Below are 20,155 nucleotides of genomic sequence, written 5' to 3' on the forward strand. Positions count from 1 at the left end.
TTCGTAAATGTAAATTTTACCCCAGTTATTCTTGTTTTTCAAGTGCATTTTCGCCACGCAAACCGCCGCTTTTGCGCTAAATTTGTGAACGCGGTTTGAAATCTCGATTCTTTTGCGCCCCAAAGCCTTTTTTTCACGCTATATTTATGTTAAAATAAAGCGGTACATGCAACCCGTCCCAATACGCCCGCCCGGCGGGCAAAGAAGTAAGGAGTTTGCGATATGTCAGATGTAATCCGCGTATTCGTGGAAAAAAAGCCCGGCTTTGACATTGAAGCGGGCCACATTTTGGCCGATCTGAAAGAAAACTTAGGCATCAAAGCCTTAACCGGCCTGCGTTTTGCCAACCGTTACGACGTGCAGGGCCTCAGCCGCGAAGAGTTCGACGCGGCCAAGGGCACCATCCTTTCCGAGCCGAACCAGGACATCGTCACCTTAGAAACCTGGCCGGTGGGCGAGGAATATCAGGTCTTCGCGGTGGAATATCTGCCCGGCCAGTATGACCAGCGGGCGGACTCCGCCGCCCAGTGCGTACAGCTGCTCACCCAGGGAGAACGGCCCGAAGTGGCCAACGCCCGGATGTACGCGGTCAAGGGCGACCTGTCCCAGGACGACCTCCGCAGGATGCAGGAATATCTGGTCAATCCCGTGGAATCCCGCTTGGCTTCCCTGGAAAAGCCCCAGACGCTGGACATGGACGTGGAAGCGCCGGAGAACGTCAAGCGGGTGGAGGGCTTTATCGAAATGAGCCCGGAGGAAATCGCCGGCTATTGGAAGCGGATGGGGTTTGCCATGAGCGTGGAGGACCTGGAGTTCTGCCGGGATTACTTTGCCACCAAGGAGCGCAGGGACCCCACAGTGACCGAACTGCGGGTGATCGACACCTACTGGTCGGACCACTGCCGGCACACCACCTTCTTAACCAGGCTTGAAAAAATTGAAATTGAAAAAGCGGAGATCACCGCCGCTATTGAAGAGGCCCTGCAGGCCTATTATGACGCCCGCAAGGAGGTCTACGGCGACCGGGACAAGACCGTCTGCCTGATGGACATGGCCTGCATCGGCGCGAAGCTGTTAAAGAAGCGGGGCATGATCCCGGACCTGGACGAGTCGGAGGAAATCAATGCCTGTTCCATCGAGGTTCCCATCGAGATCGACGGGGAAAAAGAAACGTGGCTGGTCCAGTTTAAAAACGAAACCCACAACCATCCCACGGAAATCGAGCCCTTCGGCGGCGCGGCCACCTGTCTGGGCGGCGCCATCCGCGACCCCCTTTCCGGGCGCGCCTATGTCTACCAGGCCATGCGAGTGACCGGTTCGGGCGATCCCACCGTGCCCATAAGCGAAACGCTCCCCGCCAAGCTTCCCCAGCGCAAAATCACCACCAGCGCCGCCCACGGCTATTCCTCCTACGGCAACCAAATCGGCCTTGCCACCGGCCAGGTGGTGGAGCTCTACGACAAAGGCTATATCGCCAAGCGTCTGGAAATCGGCGCGGTGGTGGGCGCTTCTCCCAAGTCGAACGTGGTGCGGGAAGTTCCCCAGCCCGGCGATGTGATCGTCCTTTTGGGCGGGCGCACCGGCCGCGACGGCTGTGGCGGCGCCACCGGCTCCTCCAAGGCCCACACCGATGAATCCTTACAGACCTGCGGCGCAGAGGTGCAAAAGGGCAACCCGCCCACCGAGCGCAAGCTTCAGCGCCTCTTCCGCAACCCGGACGTATCCAGGATGATCAAACGCTGCAACGACTTCGGCGCGGGCGGCGTGTGCGTGGCCATCGGCGAGCTTGCCGACGGGCTTCGCATTACGCTCGACAGCGTGCCGCGCAAATACGAGGGCTTGGACGGCACCGAGCTTGCCATTTCCGAGTCCCAGGAGCGCATGGCGGTGGTTCTCGACGACGGGGACGTAAACGCCTTCATTGACGCGGCGGATGCGGAAAACCTGGAAGCCACCCCGGTGGCGGTGGTCACCGCCGACGAGCGGCTGCGCATGCTCTGGCGGGACGACATGATTGTGGACATTTCCCGCGCCTTTCTCAATACAAACGGCGTGACCCAGAAAGCCGAAGCCGCCATCACCGCCCCCAAGGCGGAGGAATGCTATCTGGAGCAGCTTCCCGAAGAAGTGGTGGGCAAGGACTTTGCCGGCGCCATGAAGGCAAACCTTTCCCGCCTGAACGTCTGCTCCCAGAAGGGGCTTTCGGAACGGTTCGACTCCTCCATCGGCGCAGGTACCGTGCTTATGCCCTTTGCGGGCAAGTACCAGCTGACGCCGGAGGAGGCCATGGTGGCAAAGCTTCCCCTTCTTCACGGGGAAACCGACGACGCCACTGCCATGAGCTATGGCTTTATTCCCGGCATTTCCGAGTGGAGTCCGTTCCATGGGGCGGCCTGGGCAGTCACCGAGTCCCTGTCCAAGCTGGCGGCGGTGGGAGCCGATCCCCTTTCCGCCCGCCTGACATTCCAGGAATATTTTGAACGCCTACACGACGTTCCCACCCGCTGGGGCAAGCCCGCCGCCGCCCTTTTGGGCGCTTTGCAGGCCCAGCTTGCCTACGGCACCCCCTCCATCGGCGGTAAGGACTCCATGTCCGGCTCCTTCAATGAGCTGGATGTTCCCCCCACCCTGGTGAGCTTTGCCATCGCCGCCACCAAGGCAAGCAAAACCGTGTCCGCCGCTTTCCAGAAGGCCGGCTCCAAGCTGGTGTTTGTAAAATTGCCTGCGGCCTCCTCCAAGCTGCCGGACTTTGAAAAGGTCAAAGAGATCTATCGCAGCATTCACGCCGCCGCGCAAAGCGGCGCGGTGCTCGCCGCAGGCGTTTTGCGCGAGGGCGGCCTTGGGGCGGCGCTTGCCCGCATGGCTTTGGGCAACCGCATCGGCGTCAAGCTGACGGCGGACCTGTCGGCAAACGACCTGTATACCCCCAAGGCGGGCTCCTTCCTTTTGGAAATGAACGAGCCGGAGGCTTTGGGTTGCATTCCCTATCAGGTCATCGGCGAAACCACCGCTTTGCAGGACTTTGTGCTCGGCGGCGAATCGGTTTCCCTTGCCCAGCTGCAGGACGCCTATCTCTCCAAGCTGGAACCGGTCTTCCCGGTAAACGCGCCCGACGCGCCCGATTACGGCATCGAAGTCACTCCCTATGCCTTCCCCTCCGGCGCGGCGCCTGCTGTGAAAACCGCCAGACCGAAGGTGTTCATCCCCGTCTTCCCGGGCACCAACTGCGAGGTGGACTCCGCTCGTGCCTTTGAAGAAGCGGGAGCCAAGGCGGAAATCCTGGTGGTCAACAACCTGACCGCCTACGGCATTGAGAAAACCATCGAGCGGATGGTAAAGGAGATCGGCGATTCCCAGATCATCATGCTGCCCGGCGGCTTCTCCGGCGGCGACGAGCCGGACGGCTCGGGCAAGTTCATCGCCACCACCTTCCGCAATCCCCAGGTGGCCGAAGCGGTGCGCGCGCTGCTTTATGACCGGGACGGCCTGATGCTGGGTATCTGCAACGGCTTCCAGGCGCTCATTAAGCTGGGCCTGGTACCCTTCGGTGAAATCCGCGACTTAAAGCCCGAGGATCCCACCCTGACCTTCAACACCTTAGGCCGCCATGTGTCCCGGATGGTGTATACCCGCGTTTCCTCCGTCAACTCGCCCTGGCTTACCGGCGTCAAGCCCGGCGACGTGCACGCGGTGCCGGTGTCCCACGGCGAAGGCCGGTTTGTGGCGGACGAAACTACGGTCAAATACCTGGCGGAGAACGGCCAGATCGCCTTCCAGTACTGCGACCCGCAGGGCAACATTTCCAATTCCATCGAGTGGAACCCCAACGGCTCGGTCTGCGCCATTGAGGGCATTTTAAGCCCGGACGGCCGCGTCCTCGGCAAGATGGGTCACTCGGAACGCAAGGGCCGCAACCTGTACAAAAATGTCCCCGGTGAGAAAGAACAGCGTATCTTTGAGTCGGGTGTGAAATACTTTAAATAAAGGCCCATTAGGATGAGCATAATAACAAGGATTGCCAAAGAAGGGCGTCGTGTTGTTATGCTCATCTGCCGTGGGGCGGCTTCGTCCCGCAGCGAGGGGCCGATCATTTTAATAAGGTGGTGTGCGTGTGCCTGTATGGAAAACCGTGCCGTCGGTAGACGACGGCGTGAAGCTCTTGTCCCTGCCGGATTCCCGCTTTAAAACCAAGCGGGCGGCCGTATCCTTTTATGTTCCGCTGCATGCGAAATCTGCGGCTGCCATGGCGATTCTGCCCTATCTTTTAAGCCATTCCTGCCGGGACTATCCCAACGTTACCCTTTTGAACGAGCGCCTCGCTTCCCTCTATGGCGCAAAGCTGTTCGGGTCGGTGGAGCGCCTCGGGGAAAGCCAGGTGCTGACCATTTCCTTGTTCGCTATTGGAGACGAGTATACCCCCGACCACGAACCGTTGAGCCGGGAATGCATGTCCCTTCTGCGTTCGCTGCTGTTTGACCCGGTTTTGGAGGACGGCTGCTTTCCCGCGTCCTCCATTGAGCAGGAAAAGCGCTGCTTGACGGAGCTCATCGAAGCCGAGCAAAACGACAAGCGAACCTATGCGAGAAACCGGTGCGAGCAGATTATGTGCGAATCGGAAGGGTACGGGGTCAATAAGTACGGCACGGTTCAAACGGTGGCCGCCCTGACGCCCACCGACGTGACCGCCGCCTGGAAACACCTCCTGAAAACCGCCCGGGTGTGCCTTTCCTTTTTGGGAATGGAGTCGGACGGGACGCTGGAGGAGGCCTTCCAGGCATATGGACGCACCCAGCCGGTCTCCTGCCGGACCCAGGTAATAGAGAAGGCGGAAACGGTCAAGGAAGTTACCGACCGGCTGCCCGTCAATCAGGCAAAGCTGGTGATGGGTTTTCGCACGGGTACGGCTGAGCCGGACCCGGCGGTGATGGCCACCCGGATGATGGTGGCTCTCCTGGGCGGAACGGCTCATTCGAAGTTTTTCCTAAACGTGCGGGAAAAGCTTCATCTGTGCTACTACTGCTCGGCCCGGTTTGACCGGCACAAGGGAATTATGCTGGTGGAGTCCGGCATCGAGCGGGAGAACTTTGAGAAGGCCAAGGCGGAAATCCTCCGTCAAATCGAGGCAGTCCAGGCGGGGGACTTTACCGACGAAGAGCTGTCCGCCACTGTCATGAGTATTCAGAACTCGTTTCGCACCGTGTCCGACCGGGTAACCGGCATCGCCACCTGGTACGAAAACCAGTATTTTGACGATACTCTTGTAACCCCCGAGGAAAGCGCCGACGCAGCCGGCAAGGTTACGCGGGAAGAGGTGGTCGCCGCGGCAAAGCGGCTGACTCTGGATACCATTTACCTGCTGACTGGAGAGGAGGATGGACAGTGAACGTGGTAAAAAGCGCCCTGCTGGACGAAAGCTATTACGAGTACGACCATCCGTCGGGGCTGAAAATCCTGGTATACCCCAAGGAAGGGTACCAGTCGGCCTACGCTATTTTCGGCACTCGCTACGGTTCCATCGACACCCGTTTCCGCCTCAAAGGCGAACAGGAATGGACGGTGGTACCCGAGGGAATTGCCCATTTTCTCGAGCATAAGCTCTTTGAAAGCCAGGACGAGGACGCCTTTGCCCGCTATGCGCGCACCGGCGCCAATGCAAACGCTTTCACCTCCTTTGACCGAACCTGTTACCTTTTCTCCTGCACGGAGAATTTCGGCGCGTCCCTGGAAATCCTGCTGGATTTCGTCCAGTCCCCTTACTTTACCAAGGAAACGGTGGACAAAGAGCAGGGCATCATCGGCCAGGAAATCCGTATGTATGACGACGAGCCCAACTGGCGGGTCATGTTTAACCTTCTGACCGCTCTGTACCACACCCATCCGGTGCGCATCGACATTGCGGGTACCGTAGAGTCCATCGCCAAGATCGACGCGGACCTTCTCTACAAGTGCTACCACACTTTTTATAACCTCAACAACATGGTGCTGGCCGTAGCGGGCAAGGTAGACCCGAAAGAGGTCCTCTCCATTGCCGACAGGGTACTCAAGCCCTCTGCGGACGCGGTCATCGAGCGTTCCTTTGAGGAGGAGCCGGAAGGAATTGTGACCGATCATGTGGAGCAAAAGCTGTCGGTTTCGGTGCCTCTTTTCATGTTCGGCTATAAGGAAACGCCCAAGGCGGAGGGAATGGATACCCAGACCTTGGTGGAATGGGAGCTTCTCTTGGAACTGATTGCCGGCAAAACCTCTCCCCTCTATCGCAGGCTTCTGGACGAACAGCTCATTAACGAAAGCTTCGGCACCGAGCTCTTTGAGGGCCGGGGGTATGTCGCAGCCATGTTCGCCGGGGAGTCGAAGGACCCCAAAGCGGTGGCAGAGGCTGTCAAAGCGGAAATCGAGCGGCTCAAGAAGGACGGCATTGACAAGGATGCCTTCGAGCGGGTCCGCCGGGAACGGTACGGTTTGTCGGTCATGGCCTTTGACAGCGTAGAGGGCATCGCCAACAACCTGTCCTCCGCTCATTTTACCGGACGGGGGATCTTTGACACGGCGGAGGTTTTGAGCCGCGTGACCTGCGAGCAGGTACAAAACCGTTTGATGGAAAGCCTGCGCCCGGAGCGCAGCGCTCTTTCCACCATCCTTCCCGCATAAACCGCAAGCAAGGACTTTTGCCGGGTTTTACGCCCGGCCTACATAACATACAGGAGGACCTACGCGAATGACGAATACCATTGAATTCCCCAAGCTGGGGTTTCAGATTGATCTCAACCCCATCGCGTTCTCCATCGGCGATTTCCATGTATACTGGTACGGCATCATCATCGCGCTGGGCATGCTGCTGGCCGTTCTCTACGTCATGAAAAGCTGCAAGCGGTTCGACGTGAATCCCGACCGGCTCATCGACGTGATTTTGGTTGGCGTGGTCGCCGGCATCGTGGGCGCCCGGCTCTATTACGTGCTCTTCAACATGAAGGAATTTACCGACGTCTGGTCTATTTTCGACCTAAAGTCAGGGGGCCTGGGCATCTACGGAGGCCTGATCTTCGGCCTGGGCGCGGGAGCTTTGATGGCCATGTGGCGCAAGGTGGACATCCCCAGTGCCTTCGACCTGGCATCCTTAGGCTTTCTCATCGGCCAGGGCATTGGCCGCTGGGGAAACTTTATCAACCAGGAGGCCTTCGGGGTCAACACCGATCTGCCCTGGGGCATGACCGGCAACCGCATTTCCGCCTGGCTTTACGCCAATTCCTCCACTCTGGCGGACGAAGGCATTTTCGTGGATTATACACAGCCGGTGCATCCCACCTTTCTCTACGAATCCCTGTGGTGCCTCTTAGGTTTTTTGCTGCTGCATTTCTTAAGCAAGCACCGCAAGTACAAAGGCGAGATCTTCCTTTTGTACTCCGCCTGGTATGGGTTCGGCCGCTTCTTTATTGAAGGGCTGCGCACCGACAGCCTCTACATTCCCGGCACCTACATCCGAGTATCCCAGGTGGTGGCGGCGGTGGCCTTCGTGGGCGCGCTGATCGCGCACTTTGTGATTCTTCACCGCATTAAGCAGAAAGAGCCGCTGGAACCGGACTATGTGCCGGTTTTCGGCAACCTGGATGAATTGTCTGCGGAGTCCCTGCGGCTGCGGGCGACCGAGCTTAATGCACAAGCAAAAGAACTGCGTGAGCAGGCCGAGCGCTACCGTCTCCTTGCCCAGGAGGACGGGGATTTTCCCGAGGAGGAAGAGTCAGACGGCAGCACCCCGCAAACCGCAGAAGAAGCCTCTGAACCGGAAAACGCGGAAGCCGCTCAAACAGGCGAGGACAATGACGAGGACGATTACCGCAAAAGCGCCGAAGAGGCGGAGCGTCGGGCGATAGAGTTGGAGGGACAGGCGAAGGACTACATGCAAAAAGCCGAAGAACTGGAAGCGCAGGAAGAAAAGCAGGCCGACCGCACCGCGTTAAAGGCGAAGGCCCATTCTCTGCGCGTTCGTGCCAAGGCGCTCGAAGAGGAGATTGCCGCTCTAAGCGATACCGAGGAAGACTTAGAAAAGAAAAAAGCGCTGGAAGCGGAACGGGCGGAGTGCGAGGAAACGGCCGCCGAATGCGAACAACTTCTTCGTGAACAGGAAGCCCAGGACGAGCAAAACGACGACCGCATCCAGGAAGTTTCCGGTGACGCAGATACAAACGCAGAAGGCGGAAATACCGGCTCGCAGAACGAAGAAAAACCGTAAGGTTACGCTTTGGGAAGGGGTGAGAGAACGCTCCTTCCCATTCTCTGTACATAAAAGGGAGCCGGGGAAAACCGGCGGAAAGGATGATGAGAGCAATGGCAACGATCATCGACGGCAAGGCGGTTTCCGCCAGCGTAAAAGAACGGGTCGCCCAGGAGACAGCAGCTTTGAAGGAACAAAAGGGGATCACTCCGGGTCTGGCGGTGGTCATCGTAGGGGATGACCCTGCTTCCCGCGTCTACGTCAACAACAAAAAGAAAGCCTGCGCGGCAGTTGGATTTTATTCGGAGGAGCACGCCCTTCCCGCAGACACGACCCTTGAGCATCTGCTTGGCCTCATCGACGGCCTAAATAAGCGTGAAGATATCCACGGCATTCTGGTGCAGCTGCCGCTTCCGAAACACCTGGACGAACAGGCGGTGATCCACGCCATTTCTCCGTTAAAGGACGTGGACGCCTTTCTGCCCGAAAACGTGGGGCGCATCATGATCGGCGATTTTCATTTTCTTCCCTGCACCCCCGCGGGCGTCATGGAATTGCTGGACGCCGCCCATGTGGACATCGACGGCAAGCGTGCTGTGGTCATCGGCCGCAGCAACATTGTGGGCAAACCCCAGGCCATGCTGCTGATGCACAAAAACGCCACCGTCACCATCTGCCACTCCCATACGAAGGACCTGCCGGCTGTCTGCCGGGAAGCGGACATTCTGGTGGCCGCCATCGGCAAAGCGAAATTCGTCACGGCGGACTTTGTCAAGCCCGGCGCCGCAGTGATCGACGTGGGGATGAACCGGGACGAAAACGGCAAGCTTTGCGGCGACGTGGATTTTGCTTCGGTGGAGCCGGTTGCCGGCTGCATCACGCCGGTGCCCGGCGGGGTAGGACCCATGACCATCGCCATGCTGATGAAGAACACTCTCATGGCCGCCAAGCTGCAAAACGGCCTTTGTTAACCGACTTTTTTGTTTGACTTTTTCCATGGTTTGTGCTATACTCGTCTAGCCGCATATTCCGGGCTTACACAAAGCGGACATCCTGTCCCGCCTGGGAACTAGCGAGTCTATTGTAAAGTAGGTGCCATCCTTTCATGTACGCAATCATTGAAACAGGCGGAAAGCAGTACAAGGTTTCCGTAGGCGACGAGATCTTCGTAGAAAAGCTCGGCGCGGAAGACGCGTCTGAGTACAGCTTCACCAAGGTTATCGCCATCGGTTCGGACGACGGGATCAAAACCGGCAGCCCTTATGTGGACGGTGCGACCGTATCCGCGAAGGTCATCAAGAACGGCAAGTCCAAGAAGATCACTGTCTTCACCTATAAGCCCAAGAAGGGCGAAAAGCGCAAGATGGGTCACAGACAGCCTTACACCAAGGTGCAGATTGAAGCCATCAACGCTTAAGCTTTTATGACCAAGGTGCGTTTTAACCATCGGGACGGCAAGCTTTGCGGATTTACCATGTCCGGCCACGCCGGATATGCGCAGCAAGGCGAGGACATTGTCTGTGCCGCCGTTTCCTCCGCCGCTTATATGGCGGCCAACACCATCACCGAGGTGCTTTCTTCTCCGGCGCAAGCGGAGGTTTGCGAAGCTTGCTTTCGGTTTTCCCTTCTGTCGGCCTGCGATTCGGCGGCCGCGATCCTAGAGGGGCTGAGGCTCCATCTTACGGAGCTTCAAAAGCAATATCCCGCCTATTTAACGATTGATATTACGGAGGTGTAACACACATGCTTACTGTTAACATTCAGCTTTTTGCACATAAAAAGGGAATGGGTTCTACCAAGAACGGCCGTGATTCCGAGTCCAAGCGTCTCGGCGCCAAGCGTGCGGACGGCCAGTTCGTTCTCGCGGGCAACATTCTGGTTCGTCAGCGGGGCACCCACATCCATCCGGGTACGAACGTCGGCATTGGTTCGGACGACACCCTGTTCGCGCTGGTCGACGGCAAGGTCAAGTTCGAGCGTCTCGGCCGCGACCGCAAGAAGGTCAGCGTCTACGCGGTGGAGCAGTAATCTTTTTTCGTTTCTTGCTTTGAAAATCCCGGGCATAACTGCTCGGGATTTTTGTATATTGATTTTCTTGCAGGAATGCCTGCATTTTTAAGGGAGGCAGATTTTATGGGAATGACCATGTCGCAAAAAATCTTGGCGGCGCATGCCGGACTCGACGAAGTGAAAGCTGGCCAGCTGATTGAAGCAAAGCTGGATCTGGTGCTCGGCAACGACATTACCACGCCGGTTGCCATCAATGAATTTGAGCGCTGCGGCGCCGCGGGTGTCTTCGACACCGAGCGGGTAGCCCTGGTCATGGATCACTTTACCCCGAATAAAGATATCAAGGCGGCGGAGCAGACCAAAAAGGTGCGCACCTTCGCCCGCAAGTATGACGTGCTCAACTACTTCGACGTGGGCGAAATGGGCATCGAGCACGCTCTCCTGCCGGAAAAGGGCCTAGTGGGCCCGGGCGACCTGGTCATCGGCGCGGACTCCCACACCTGCACCTACGGAGCGCTGGGCGCTTTCTCCACCGGCGTCGGTTCCACCGACATGGCCGCTGGTATGGCCACCGGCCGGGCCTGGTTCAAGGTCCCCACCGCCATCAAGGTAAACCTCACCGGCACATTACAAAAGTATGTGTCGGGCAAGGACGTGATTTTGCATTTGATCGGCCTCATTGGTGTGGACGGGGCGCTCTACCAGTCGCTGGAGTTTACCGGCGAGGGCGTGGCGGCTCTCAACATTGACGACCGCCTGTGCATCGCCAACATGGCCATCGAGGCGGGTGCCAAAAACGGCATCTTTCCTGTGGACGAGGTGACCATGGCCTATTGCAAGGACCGGTTCCAGCGCAGCCCGGTCAAATACGAGGCCGATGACGACGCCGAGTACGACCGGGTGGTGGACATTGATCTGAACACCCTGCGTCCCACCGTCGCTTTCCCCCACCTGCCTGAGAACACACGCACCATCGACGAAGTGGGTAAAATCAAGATTGACCAGGCGGTCATCGGCTCGTGCACCAACGGCCGCATCACCGACCTGCGCGCCGCCGCCGACATTCTGCGGGGCCGCAAGGTGGCCAGGGACGTGCGCTGCATCATCTTCCCCGGCACCCAGCAGATTTATCTCGACGCGCTACACGAGGGCCTGATTGAGGACTTTATCAAGGCCGGCGCAGTGGTTTCCACCCCCACCTGCGGCCCCTGCCTGGGCGGACACATGGGCATCCTCGCCAAAGGCGAGCGCGCCATCTCCACCACCAACCGCAATTTTGTGGGCCGCATGGGCCATGTGGAATCGGAAGTGTACTTAAGCAGCCCGGCGGTGGCGGCGGCCAGCGCGGTGACCGGTTTCATCACCGATCCGGCGAAAATATAAAGGAGGCGCGTCAATATGAAGGTTCAAGGCTTTGTCCATAAATACGGCGACAATGTGGATACCGACGTAATTATCCCCGCCCGGTATCTCAACACCTCGTCCCACAAAGAGCTGGCGGCCCACTGCATGGAGGACATCGACAAAAACTTTGTCTCCAAAGTGAAGCCCGGCGACATCATTGTGGCCCAGAAGAACTTCGGCTGCGGCTCCTCCCGGGAACACGCCCCCATCGCCATCAAGGCGTCCGGCGTTTCCTGTGTCATCGCCTCCAGCTTCGCCCGCATTTTCTACCGCAACGCCATCAATATCGGCCTTGCCATCCTGGAATGTGACGAAGCGGTGCAGCAGATTCGCGCCGGCGATGAGCTGAGTGTGGACTTCTCCACCGGCGTCATTACCGACCTGACCACTGGAAATACCTTCCAAGCGGAGCCCTTTCCGCCCTTTATTCAGAACATCATCGAAAAGGGCGGCCTGCTCAATTCCATCTCCGACCGGCTGCATAAATAAGGATCGGCAAAGCAGCATAACAAAGGATTAAAAAGAGGAGCCAGACGTAAGCCGAGGTGCGATAACGAAGGAAATATGTAAGGTGGCGGTGCATCCGGAAGGCTGTGCCGCCGCTTTGCGTTGTCAGGCTGTTTGCTTGTGCCATCGTTCCTGCCTGCCGTCGAGGGCAACGCAGTCCTCATCGGCAATGTTGATAATTCCCGCAGCCTTGTAGTAAATTTCAATCTTTTGCTTTCTGTGGCCGCTGCTCTTGTCTGGAGCGTGTACCACGATTTTGTCAACCAAATCATTCAGGATTTCCGCTGTAAGCTCCTCAGGATCGGTATACTTGCGAACATTCTTCAGAAACTGCTGAAGGTCGTGCTGTTCCTGCTCGCTGCTGTCAATCAGTTCCTGCAAATCAAGGATTGCCGCTTTGACATTCTTCTGCTCTGCTTCATACTCGGAAGAGAGTTTATCAAACCGCTCCGCCGATAGCCTGCCCGATACCATATCTTCATAGATTCGCTTGAACAGCGTATCCAAATCCTCATCTCTGCGCTTGAGCGTTACAATGTCTACTTTTGCCTTTTCAACGGATAATTTTCGTTCTACATTGGCTTTTTCCATTTCCTTTTTGACAAAGGACGCTTCAAACTGCTGGATATAGGACAGTACCCCCTGAATGTGCCGGAACACAAGCCGGTTCAGGGTAACTGCCCGGATATAATGCCCCGTGCAGGTTCCCGTATTGCTACGGTAGTTGGCACAGACGAAAAAGTCCTGATTTTCCTTGAACGCATTTGCCGTGCAGTAGTGCAGTTTTGCTCCACAGTCCGCACAGAATACCTTGCCCGAAAAAATGCTGATTTTTCCCGTTGCGGTCGGGCGGCGTTTGTGTTTGCGGATTTCCTGTACCGTCTCAAAGATATGCCTGTCAACAATGGCAGGGTGAGTATCCTCAAATATCCGGCGGTTTTCCTTGTCGTTCCACACACGCTTTTTGCTGCGGTAATTCTTAGAGGTCGTTTTGAAGTTTTCGGTATGCCCGATATATTCCAGCTTCTCTAAAATCCCCGCAACGGTTTTCTGCGCCCATTTGTACGGTTCGGCAGGAAGCAGTTTTCCATCCTTCTGTGCCTTGTACGCCGTTGGAGTGAGCACTTTTTCCGATTTCAGCTTCTTAGCGATCTGTGTAGGCCCAAGCCCGTCATAGCACAGCTTGAAGATATACCGCACGGTTTGCGCCGTTTCTTCGTCAATCAGCCACTTGTCCCTATCTTCGGTGTCTTTGATAAATCCAAATGGCGGATTGGTAGTCAGGTGCTTTCCACTTTCGCCCTTCATTCGGAGGGTGGACTTGATTTTCTTGGCGGTATCTCTGGCATAGAGTTCATTGCAGAAGTTGCGGATCGGCGTCATGTCAAATTCCGTTTGTACGGCGGAATCTACATTGTCGTTGACAGCGATAAACCGCACATCATTTTCGGGAAAAACAATGTCCGTATACATCCCAACCTGCAAATAGTTCCTGCCAAGCCGGGACATATCTTTGACGATAACCGTTCCTACCTTACCGCTTTCAATCAGCTGTTCCATTTCCCGGAAGGACGGACGGTCAAAGCTTGTCCCCGAATATCCGTCATCGACGAAAAATTGCAGATGTTTGAAGCCGTGCTTTCTCGCATATTCCTTTAACAGCGCTTTTTGGTTGACGATGCTGTTGCTCTCGCCCTCACGCCCGTCATCTTGACTTAACCGGCAGTAGAGGGCGGTGATTTTGTTCTGTTCTGATTGTCTGTTATTCAAAGTAACTCCTTTCCGACAATCGGATGCAGTATATTGCGTAATTGCAGTATACTATATCCGAAGCCTCAATTCAACGCTTTAAAGCGATAACCTCTATCGTTCCTGTCTGAATTTGTATCCGAGTTTTCGGATAATGGTGTTGAGCAAAAATTCGTCGCTGCCAAGATTGAACAGGCCGGCAACCTCATATTCCGTGTTACCGTCTTTTACAGTGAAGTCCATATCCGGCGGAATGCGGCAGAGTTTTTTGGCCGGTCTTTTTGTATCCATAACAGCAGGACGGTTTAAAATCCTGTCAATCTCAGGCCGCTGTTTTTCTAACCTTGCAAGGATTTCTTCCAAATCTCTTTCTTTGTCCGTCATCGTGCGTCACGCTCCTTTCGCTGTGATTTTCTTTGCTGTTCGGCTTCTTTCGCCCTGTATTCGTTGGCATAGAGCAGGTCGGTCTTCTCCTATATTTTCATTGACCGTTCTTCAATGCCTTTGTTCAGCTTTAATTGCTTTCGCAGGACGGTAATCTGCTCCGTAACCTTGGATTTTTCTTCCCGCAGCGTTTCTTTTTCGGCTGGTGAGGCTCGGCGGATTTTGTTTTGCAGCTTGGTGCGGTAGGCGATCAGCTTGTCCATTTCGCCCTGTAATTTATCCCTGTCCGCATACAGATCATCAAAGGTTTCAATGCCGTATTTGCTCATATACCGCACCTGCTCAGACAGTTCCTCCAGCTTTTTCAAATCCTCTTTGAGATAGGGGCTTGTGGGGCGGTAGGTGGTTTTCTTTGGTAGAACGCCTAACAGATAGCAGTAGTGCAGATACAGTCTGTAGATGTGGCTTGTCTTTTGAAACGGCTTGAACCAGTCCCGCAGGCTCTGCGGCATTTGGGGCGGATAGGTGATTGTCGCCCTACGATTTCCGAAGGAAGCGTATGCACCCATTGTCCTTTGGATATGTTCAGGCGTCCATCTTTCATCCAGCGTGTCCAGCCTTGTAAAATGCGCATACTGCGGCAGCCGTATCTTCCAATGCTTTCCTGTAAAGTCGGTAATATATCCTTTCCTTTGCAGATATTCCTCCATATAGCAGGGGCGGCGGCTGAAATTGATGGCTTCTTTTACATCTTCCCGGTAGACATTGTACCTTGTCGGCTTGCCGCTTTTCTCGTCAAGCCATACCTGCCTTGGCGGCGCTTTATGCGGATTTTCGATAACCGACAATCCGTGCTCCCGGCAGATTCGGTCGGATACTTCACGGAGTTTTCTCTGCTCTGATTTGGAATAGTTGTATTTCTTTCCGTCTAAAAAGGAAACCGAATTGAAGCAGAAATGATTGTGCAGATGGCCTTTATCAAGGTGGGTGGTGACGATGATCTGATACTGTTCGCCCCACATCTCCTTTGCCAGCTGCAAGCCGATTTCATGTGCCTGTTCGGGTGTGACTTCGCCGGGCTTGAAGCTTTGATAACCGTGCCATGCGATATATCCGTTTTCCTTGCCGTACTGCTTTTTCGTTAAAATCATCTGCTGCAAGGCAATCTCTTTGAGACAGTTAATAGCCGAAACATACTCGCCCTGCTCGGTGGCTTCAGGGCGGCTGACATAGGAAAACACATCCCACAACGGCTGCAAGTTCGGATTATCCGCTCTTGTCTTTTCAGGATTTTCTACATAGGCAATCAGGTCTTTCAGCCTGCCTTCGATATGCCATAGAGAAGTTGTTGCCATTATGCTACCTCCTGTAACTCGAGGATCAGGCCTTCGATTTCTTTGCAGATTGAAAGGGCAGACGGCTCGTATTTGCCGCATTTCTGAAAGCTGTTATGGACTGTGTAGAGTGCTTCAAGCAGTTCCCAAAATTCTTTTTGAGGTTGTGGCTTGGGCGTTTTTCCTTTGCAAAGCTGACGGATAAACTCTGATTGTGACAATCCGCAGGCTGCCGCACAGCGTTTCAGTTTTTCGTTTTCTTCTTCGGATAAGCGTACCTTGATACGCTCTTTTTTATCACTTTCTTTGTTCAAAACTATCATCTCCATTCTTGGGTTTTGTCTTTTTGCAGGGGTATTCAGGGGATTTCCCCTGAGTCAGTCCACACGCCTTCAGGCTGTGGATTGGGATTGTGGGGTCACAATCCGATGCTCGCTACTACTGTGGACATCATCTTTCTCTCTGCCGGTCTGCCTGAATGTCGTTTTTCTATTCCTGCCCCGGAATCTCACCGCAGCGTCGTTTCGCTCTCTCTGCTCACACAAAAGGTCTTGGCAAAATCATATCCCATCCAGCCGGTCATTCAGTTGTAACCGGCTTTCAGGCAACAAAAAAAGCCGGCACACAAATGCGTACCGACTTCCCGCAAAAAGGATAGACCTATCCCTTGCGGTGTGGCTTCACATTCATGTAACCGGCTTTGAAATTCAAAGTCGAAACTGTCATCTACGCTTTTCCAACTGCCGACAGTTGGGGGCAATTCAGAAGCGGCGGTATTTTCTCTTAGCATACCGCAGGCGTTGTCCGGCTGAAAGCCGTCATCCCAAATCTGTGAAGAAAAATATTCAGTTACAGTCCTCAAATAAGGGTATTTTGTATTATACCAAATCCCTCGCCGAAAATCAAGGTTTTCTGGCGAGGGATTTGTATAGGTTTTACAAAAATAGGGAATACTATTTAATTATTCTTTCGCAGTTGCTCTTGTTTCTTGCATAGATAAAAGTGAAGTTTTAATTTTATCAAAGTAGATATCTATCCCAAAGCTATGTAAAACTGTATGTTCAAAAGCAAGACGAGTTTCATCTTTTAGTTCTTCTGAAACTTTCATTATTGGTCTTGCCTTTAATTGCCCAAAGGCAGAGAGTATTTTCTGCCTATCAGTAGTACTTACGAGTTTCGGATTAAGCATATAACAATTTGCTATACTATCCTTGTTCACATCTAATACCCCAAGTCCTCGACCAAACCCAGAGGCTTCAATGTAGAACATTGTGAACATAGAATTTAACAATGCATGGTTCAGTTCTTCGTCAGGGTAATCTGCTTTATGGGTTAATCCAATCAACCTTTGATTGACAAACGATGGTGTTTCAAATTTTGCAAAGAAAAGTCGTTGGTCTGGATTCATCATTGTAAACACTTCTGCAATTTCATTATCTTTCAATTCGTACCATTCCATTCCCTTTCTTTTTAAAACAGTGGGTAACGGTTTGCCGACACCATTTCTCTGATCTACAAATTTTTCAATCCAGCTTAATGCTCCAGAATGTCCACACTTTTTCAATTCTTCCATTGATACGCCGCAACAAAAGGCATCTCTGTCAGCAGTAGCAATAAGCTTTGTTACATTTCGTGCATTAATTAAAACCTTTTTGAGATATTGCGGTTCTATTTTATGTTCCCCTCTTTGAGGGTAAAACAGTGGATCCCAACCTCGACGGCTGCCCCTGAAAACATTATAGACTTTATTGATAGGTATAATCTTATCCTTTACATTAAGTAACCAATCCACATCGTGGAAGAACGCATTATAACACATATTCAAGCTTAAAATATCTTTTATTTGTGCTTGTGAATACTTCGACAATCTAGAAATGCTATGGTTTAATTCTGATGATAACAACGCCGAATTAACCAGAGTGTTCTCCGCATCGGCATTTTCAGCAAGTTGTTCCAGCGAAAGTTTCCAGAGCCAAAATTCTGTGTCAAAGCTATCGGAATTTTGCTTTTTCTCTAAAATAATAATCGTTGTAACAATATCGGCATTCTCGAACCATCGTCCTTTTCCGCTGATGTGAACCTGTCTGATGTTATACTTTTTCTTCAACACCTCCACAAACTTAACACCAGCATTGGTGCCAAGCCACGAGTTAGAAACAATGATTCCCAACATTCCTCCGGGTTTAATGACATCTGCGATTTTGGTTGCAATATAACAATACAAATCAGACCTTCCATCCAAATTCTTTGCTAATGGCATTTTGGCTATTTCATCTTTGTCATCGGCAGGAATAATCTCAAAAGGAACAAATGGCAGATTAGAAACGACTGCGCCAAAAGCAGGCAAAGACAGAACCATATTGTCGCCCGTTTCTGGATTTGTTATTGTTATTTTTTCACTGATAGTCAAGGTCAACGCATTGTGTTGAAACAGCCTATTTGCAATATTAATAGTGTCAGAATCCGTCATACTAATATTTGCAACTTGTAAAGGGTAGTTATTTTTGTCACACGCCCAAACTGTCTCAACTGCTTCTTTCGCAGTCATTTGGGACTTCTTGATTTGGATTGCTTCTTTCGGAATTGTACCTGTACCGCAACAGCAATCAAGGATTGTATCAGACCAATCTCTCACAGTAAGTCGAACTAGCAATTTAGCTAATTCAGTTGGTGTTGTATATTGTCCATTTATTGCTCGTTTATTTGTAGAAACAGAACCCTCCAATATGTTTTGAAGTGTTTCCTGATTCAAATGGTCTATCCCGTTACTACGCAAGAAGTTTGAAAATTCGACGAAATCCTGCCAAGAAAGTTCAGGTAAAATCTCATTATATCTGACTGCCGAAAAGACATTATAGAAGTCGCATTTTTCAGTAATCTTTTTGAAAATTGTATTTGCTCCATCAGGGGTTCTGTCATAGTCGATTTCATCGACTAACATTGCACCGTTTTGCCTATGTTTAATGATATGTGCAAACAAAATTCTATTTGCCCAGTTGAGGATAATCGTTTTTGCATAAGCCTTGTATTTATCAGATTCATCTTGTGCATATTCTGATTTAACGCTCAACCACCAATTATCAATGAACGCTGCCATAACAGCATCTCTAAAAGCATTTGCATGTAAATTTTCCGCAATTATATTTTTGTTTCTTTGAATGAGTGTTGTAATCGCGGACTCAGATATAATTTCTCCAAGAGGCGCATTGCGAAATTGTCCCGAAGCAAAATACCTATTGACTTCTGTGATGATTTCGTCAAGCTGTCTTTCCCAATCAGAACGATAAGTTTCAACATCTTGCCTTGTATGAATATGGTTTGTTGCATTCCACTGCTTAATCTTTGTGAATGAGTTTCCTTCTCCACGAACATATAACACAGCATATGTAAAATTCCATATCAAGCAACTATTTAAATTTAGCGCAATCGCTTTTCTCTGTGCGTCTTTTATGAATGTTTCATCTTCAATAGGAACATCTGGCATTTTAAGTTCCCAACCTTGAAGAATAACACTTTGCTCAACATTGCCATACAGAACGACATCAGGGAACATTGTGTTTCCTCTGCCAGTAGAGACGGTGGTTTCGCCACCAGCTTTCTTTATAACAAGGTCATTATTCTTGGCAATCAAGTTGATTTTAGAAATCAAATCTATTGCCCAACTTCGTTCGTTACGACGGATTACTGTTGCCATAACCAACACCTTCTACCTTTCTTCAAAATCTTTGATAAGATTTGTCACCGCAATATACCGCTTCGTTTTCTTGTCTAATCCTTCCCATGCCAAAAACAGACGTCTTTTAGCAACATCAATATAGTTTATATCATCTTTTTTGAACAACGCAACATCCTCGTTTTTCTCAATTCCGATAAAATTGCGTCCCTCCATCAATGCGGCAACTAAAAACGAACCACTGCCAAAGGTGTTATCCAAAATCACATCTCCGGGATTGGAATATGTGCGAATAAAATACCTACCCAATTCGATAGGCTTTTGCGTAGGATGAACAACTTCGCCTTCGCTTTCTGCCGTCTTTACATAGATAATATCCGTAGGATAGCGTTCTCCTTCGCTTGATACATGAACAGGCTGAAAATCACCATAGCTACCACTCAACTGATTTTTCCTAACGCCTTTATCATAAGGCTCCCCCTGCGTCATTTGAGGATGGTATGTTGGCTGTCTTTTATAGAAAACACATACATCTTCGTGCTTTCTTAAGGGCTGTTTTTTTGCATTTAAAAAATTGGTTGGTTTGGATTTTTCCCACACCCACTTGTACTTATAATATTTGGGTTGACTAAGGATTAGTTTTGCTGTAAACAGTCCTTGCGATGTAAGTATGATTGCACCGTTTGGTTTAATAATACGCAAATACTGTTCCCACAACATATCAAGAGGAATATAACTATCCCATTGATTCTGTGTAATTCCATATGGTAAGTCACATAGAATCATATCTATTGCTCCATCAGGAATACGTTTCATACAGTCAAGACAATCTTCTTCAAAAAGACTGTTGACCATTGGGTAAATTGGAGAATTTATATTTATCAT

16 protein-coding genes are annotated in these 20,155 nt (G+C 52.2%); 10 read left to right on the forward strand and 6 right to left on the reverse strand.

Going from position 1 to position 20,155, the window contains the following annotated elements:
• Positions 1–222 precede the first annotated feature (222 nt).
• From WMO26_RS09310 to leuD, 10 genes are all read left to right on the forward strand, one after another.
• Positions 223–3,984 carry a phosphoribosylformylglycinamidine synthase gene (locus tag WMO26_RS09310; protein ID WP_349219884.1) on the forward strand — a complete coding sequence of 1,254 codons (3,762 nt, stop codon included), beginning with the start codon at positions 223–225 and terminating at the stop codon, positions 3,982–3,984.
• Between the two features lie 127 nt (positions 3,985–4,111).
• Positions 4,112–5,383: an EF-P 5-aminopentanol modification-associated protein YfmF gene (gene yfmF / locus WMO26_RS09315; protein ID WP_349219885.1), complete on the forward strand. Its 1,272-nt coding sequence runs from the start codon at positions 4,112–4,114 to the stop codon at positions 5,381–5,383.
• Positions 5,380–6,648, forward strand: coding sequence for an EF-P 5-aminopentanol modification-associated protein YfmH (gene yfmH / locus WMO26_RS09320; RefSeq protein WP_349219886.1), 1,269 nt, complete (start codon positions 5,380–5,382; stop codon positions 6,646–6,648). Before yfmF ends, yfmH begins: the two co-directional genes overlap by 4 nt.
• Before the next feature lie 67 nt (positions 6,649–6,715).
• Positions 6,716–8,227: a prolipoprotein diacylglyceryl transferase gene (lgt, locus tag WMO26_RS09325; protein WP_349219888.1), complete on the forward strand. Its 1,512-nt coding sequence runs from the start codon at positions 6,716–6,718 to the stop codon at positions 8,225–8,227.
• 95 nt (positions 8,228–8,322) lie between these two features.
• The gene (gene folD, locus WMO26_RS09330; protein WP_349219890.1) at positions 8,323–9,180 is read left to right on the forward strand and encodes a bifunctional methylenetetrahydrofolate dehydrogenase/methenyltetrahydrofolate cyclohydrolase FolD; all 858 of its coding nucleotides are present in this window, start codon (positions 8,323–8,325) and stop codon (positions 9,178–9,180) included.
• 134 nt (positions 9,181–9,314) lie between these two features.
• Entirely contained in the window at positions 9,315–9,626 is a 312-nt protein-coding gene (rplU, locus tag WMO26_RS09335; protein WP_349219892.1) for a 50S ribosomal protein L21, read from the forward strand.
• 6 nt (positions 9,627–9,632) lie between these two features.
• Complete coding sequence (locus WMO26_RS09340; RefSeq protein WP_349219894.1) at positions 9,633–9,947, forward strand: ribosomal-processing cysteine protease Prp; 315 nt, start codon at positions 9,633–9,635, stop codon at positions 9,945–9,947.
• A gap of 5 nt (positions 9,948–9,952) precedes the next feature.
• Positions 9,953–10,237, forward strand: coding sequence for a 50S ribosomal protein L27 (gene rpmA / locus WMO26_RS09345; protein WP_349219896.1), 285 nt, complete (start codon positions 9,953–9,955; stop codon positions 10,235–10,237).
• 105 nt (positions 10,238–10,342) lie between these two features.
• Positions 10,343–11,602: a 3-isopropylmalate dehydratase large subunit gene (gene leuC, locus WMO26_RS09350; protein ID WP_349219897.1), complete on the forward strand. Its 1,260-nt coding sequence runs from the start codon at positions 10,343–10,345 to the stop codon at positions 11,600–11,602.
• A 15-nt stretch (positions 11,603–11,617) separates the two neighbouring features.
• Positions 11,618–12,112 carry a 3-isopropylmalate dehydratase small subunit gene (gene leuD / locus WMO26_RS09355; RefSeq protein WP_349219899.1) on the forward strand — a complete coding sequence of 165 codons (495 nt, stop codon included), beginning with the start codon at positions 11,618–11,620 and terminating at the stop codon, positions 12,110–12,112.
• 123 nt (positions 12,113–12,235) lie between these two features.
• Here leuD and WMO26_RS09360 read toward each other — a convergent pair whose 3' ends face one another.
• The 6 genes from WMO26_RS09360 to WMO26_RS09385 form a co-directional block, all read right to left on the reverse strand.
• The gene (locus tag WMO26_RS09360) at positions 12,236–13,900 is read right to left on the reverse strand and encodes a recombinase family protein (RefSeq protein WP_349219901.1); all 1,665 of its coding nucleotides are present in this window, start codon (positions 13,898–13,900) and stop codon (positions 12,236–12,238) included.
• Positions 13,901–13,993: 93 nt separating this feature from the next.
• Complete coding sequence (locus WMO26_RS09365; protein WP_349219902.1) at positions 13,994–14,263, reverse strand: hypothetical protein; 270 nt, start codon at positions 14,261–14,263, stop codon at positions 13,994–13,996.
• An 89-nt stretch (positions 14,264–14,352) separates the two neighbouring features.
• The gene (locus tag WMO26_RS09370) at positions 14,353–15,618 is read right to left on the reverse strand and encodes a relaxase/mobilization nuclease domain-containing protein (protein WP_349219904.1); all 1,266 of its coding nucleotides are present in this window, start codon (positions 15,616–15,618) and stop codon (positions 14,353–14,355) included.
• A complete protein-coding gene (locus tag WMO26_RS09375) occupies positions 15,618–15,911 on the reverse strand; it encodes a plasmid mobilization protein (RefSeq protein ID WP_349219905.1) in 294 nt (97 codons plus the stop codon). The genes WMO26_RS09370 and WMO26_RS09375 overlap by 1 nt, the downstream gene beginning before the upstream one ends.
• A gap of 647 nt (positions 15,912–16,558) precedes the next feature.
• Positions 16,559–19,291 (reverse strand): N-6 DNA methylase, encoded by a 2,733-nt coding sequence (locus tag WMO26_RS09380; RefSeq protein WP_349219906.1) that lies wholly within the window; start codon positions 19,289–19,291, stop codon positions 16,559–16,561.
• Positions 19,292–19,303: 12 nt separating this feature from the next.
• The gene (locus WMO26_RS09385) at positions 19,304–20,155 is read right to left on the reverse strand and encodes a DNA-methyltransferase (RefSeq protein ID WP_349219907.1); all 852 of its coding nucleotides are present in this window, start codon (positions 20,153–20,155) and stop codon (positions 19,304–19,306) included.

It is taken from the genome of Solibaculum intestinale, from assembly GCF_040096205.1.
GTDB classification, from domain to species: Bacteria; Bacillota; Clostridia; order Oscillospirales; family Acutalibacteraceae; genus Solibaculum_A; species Solibaculum_A intestinale.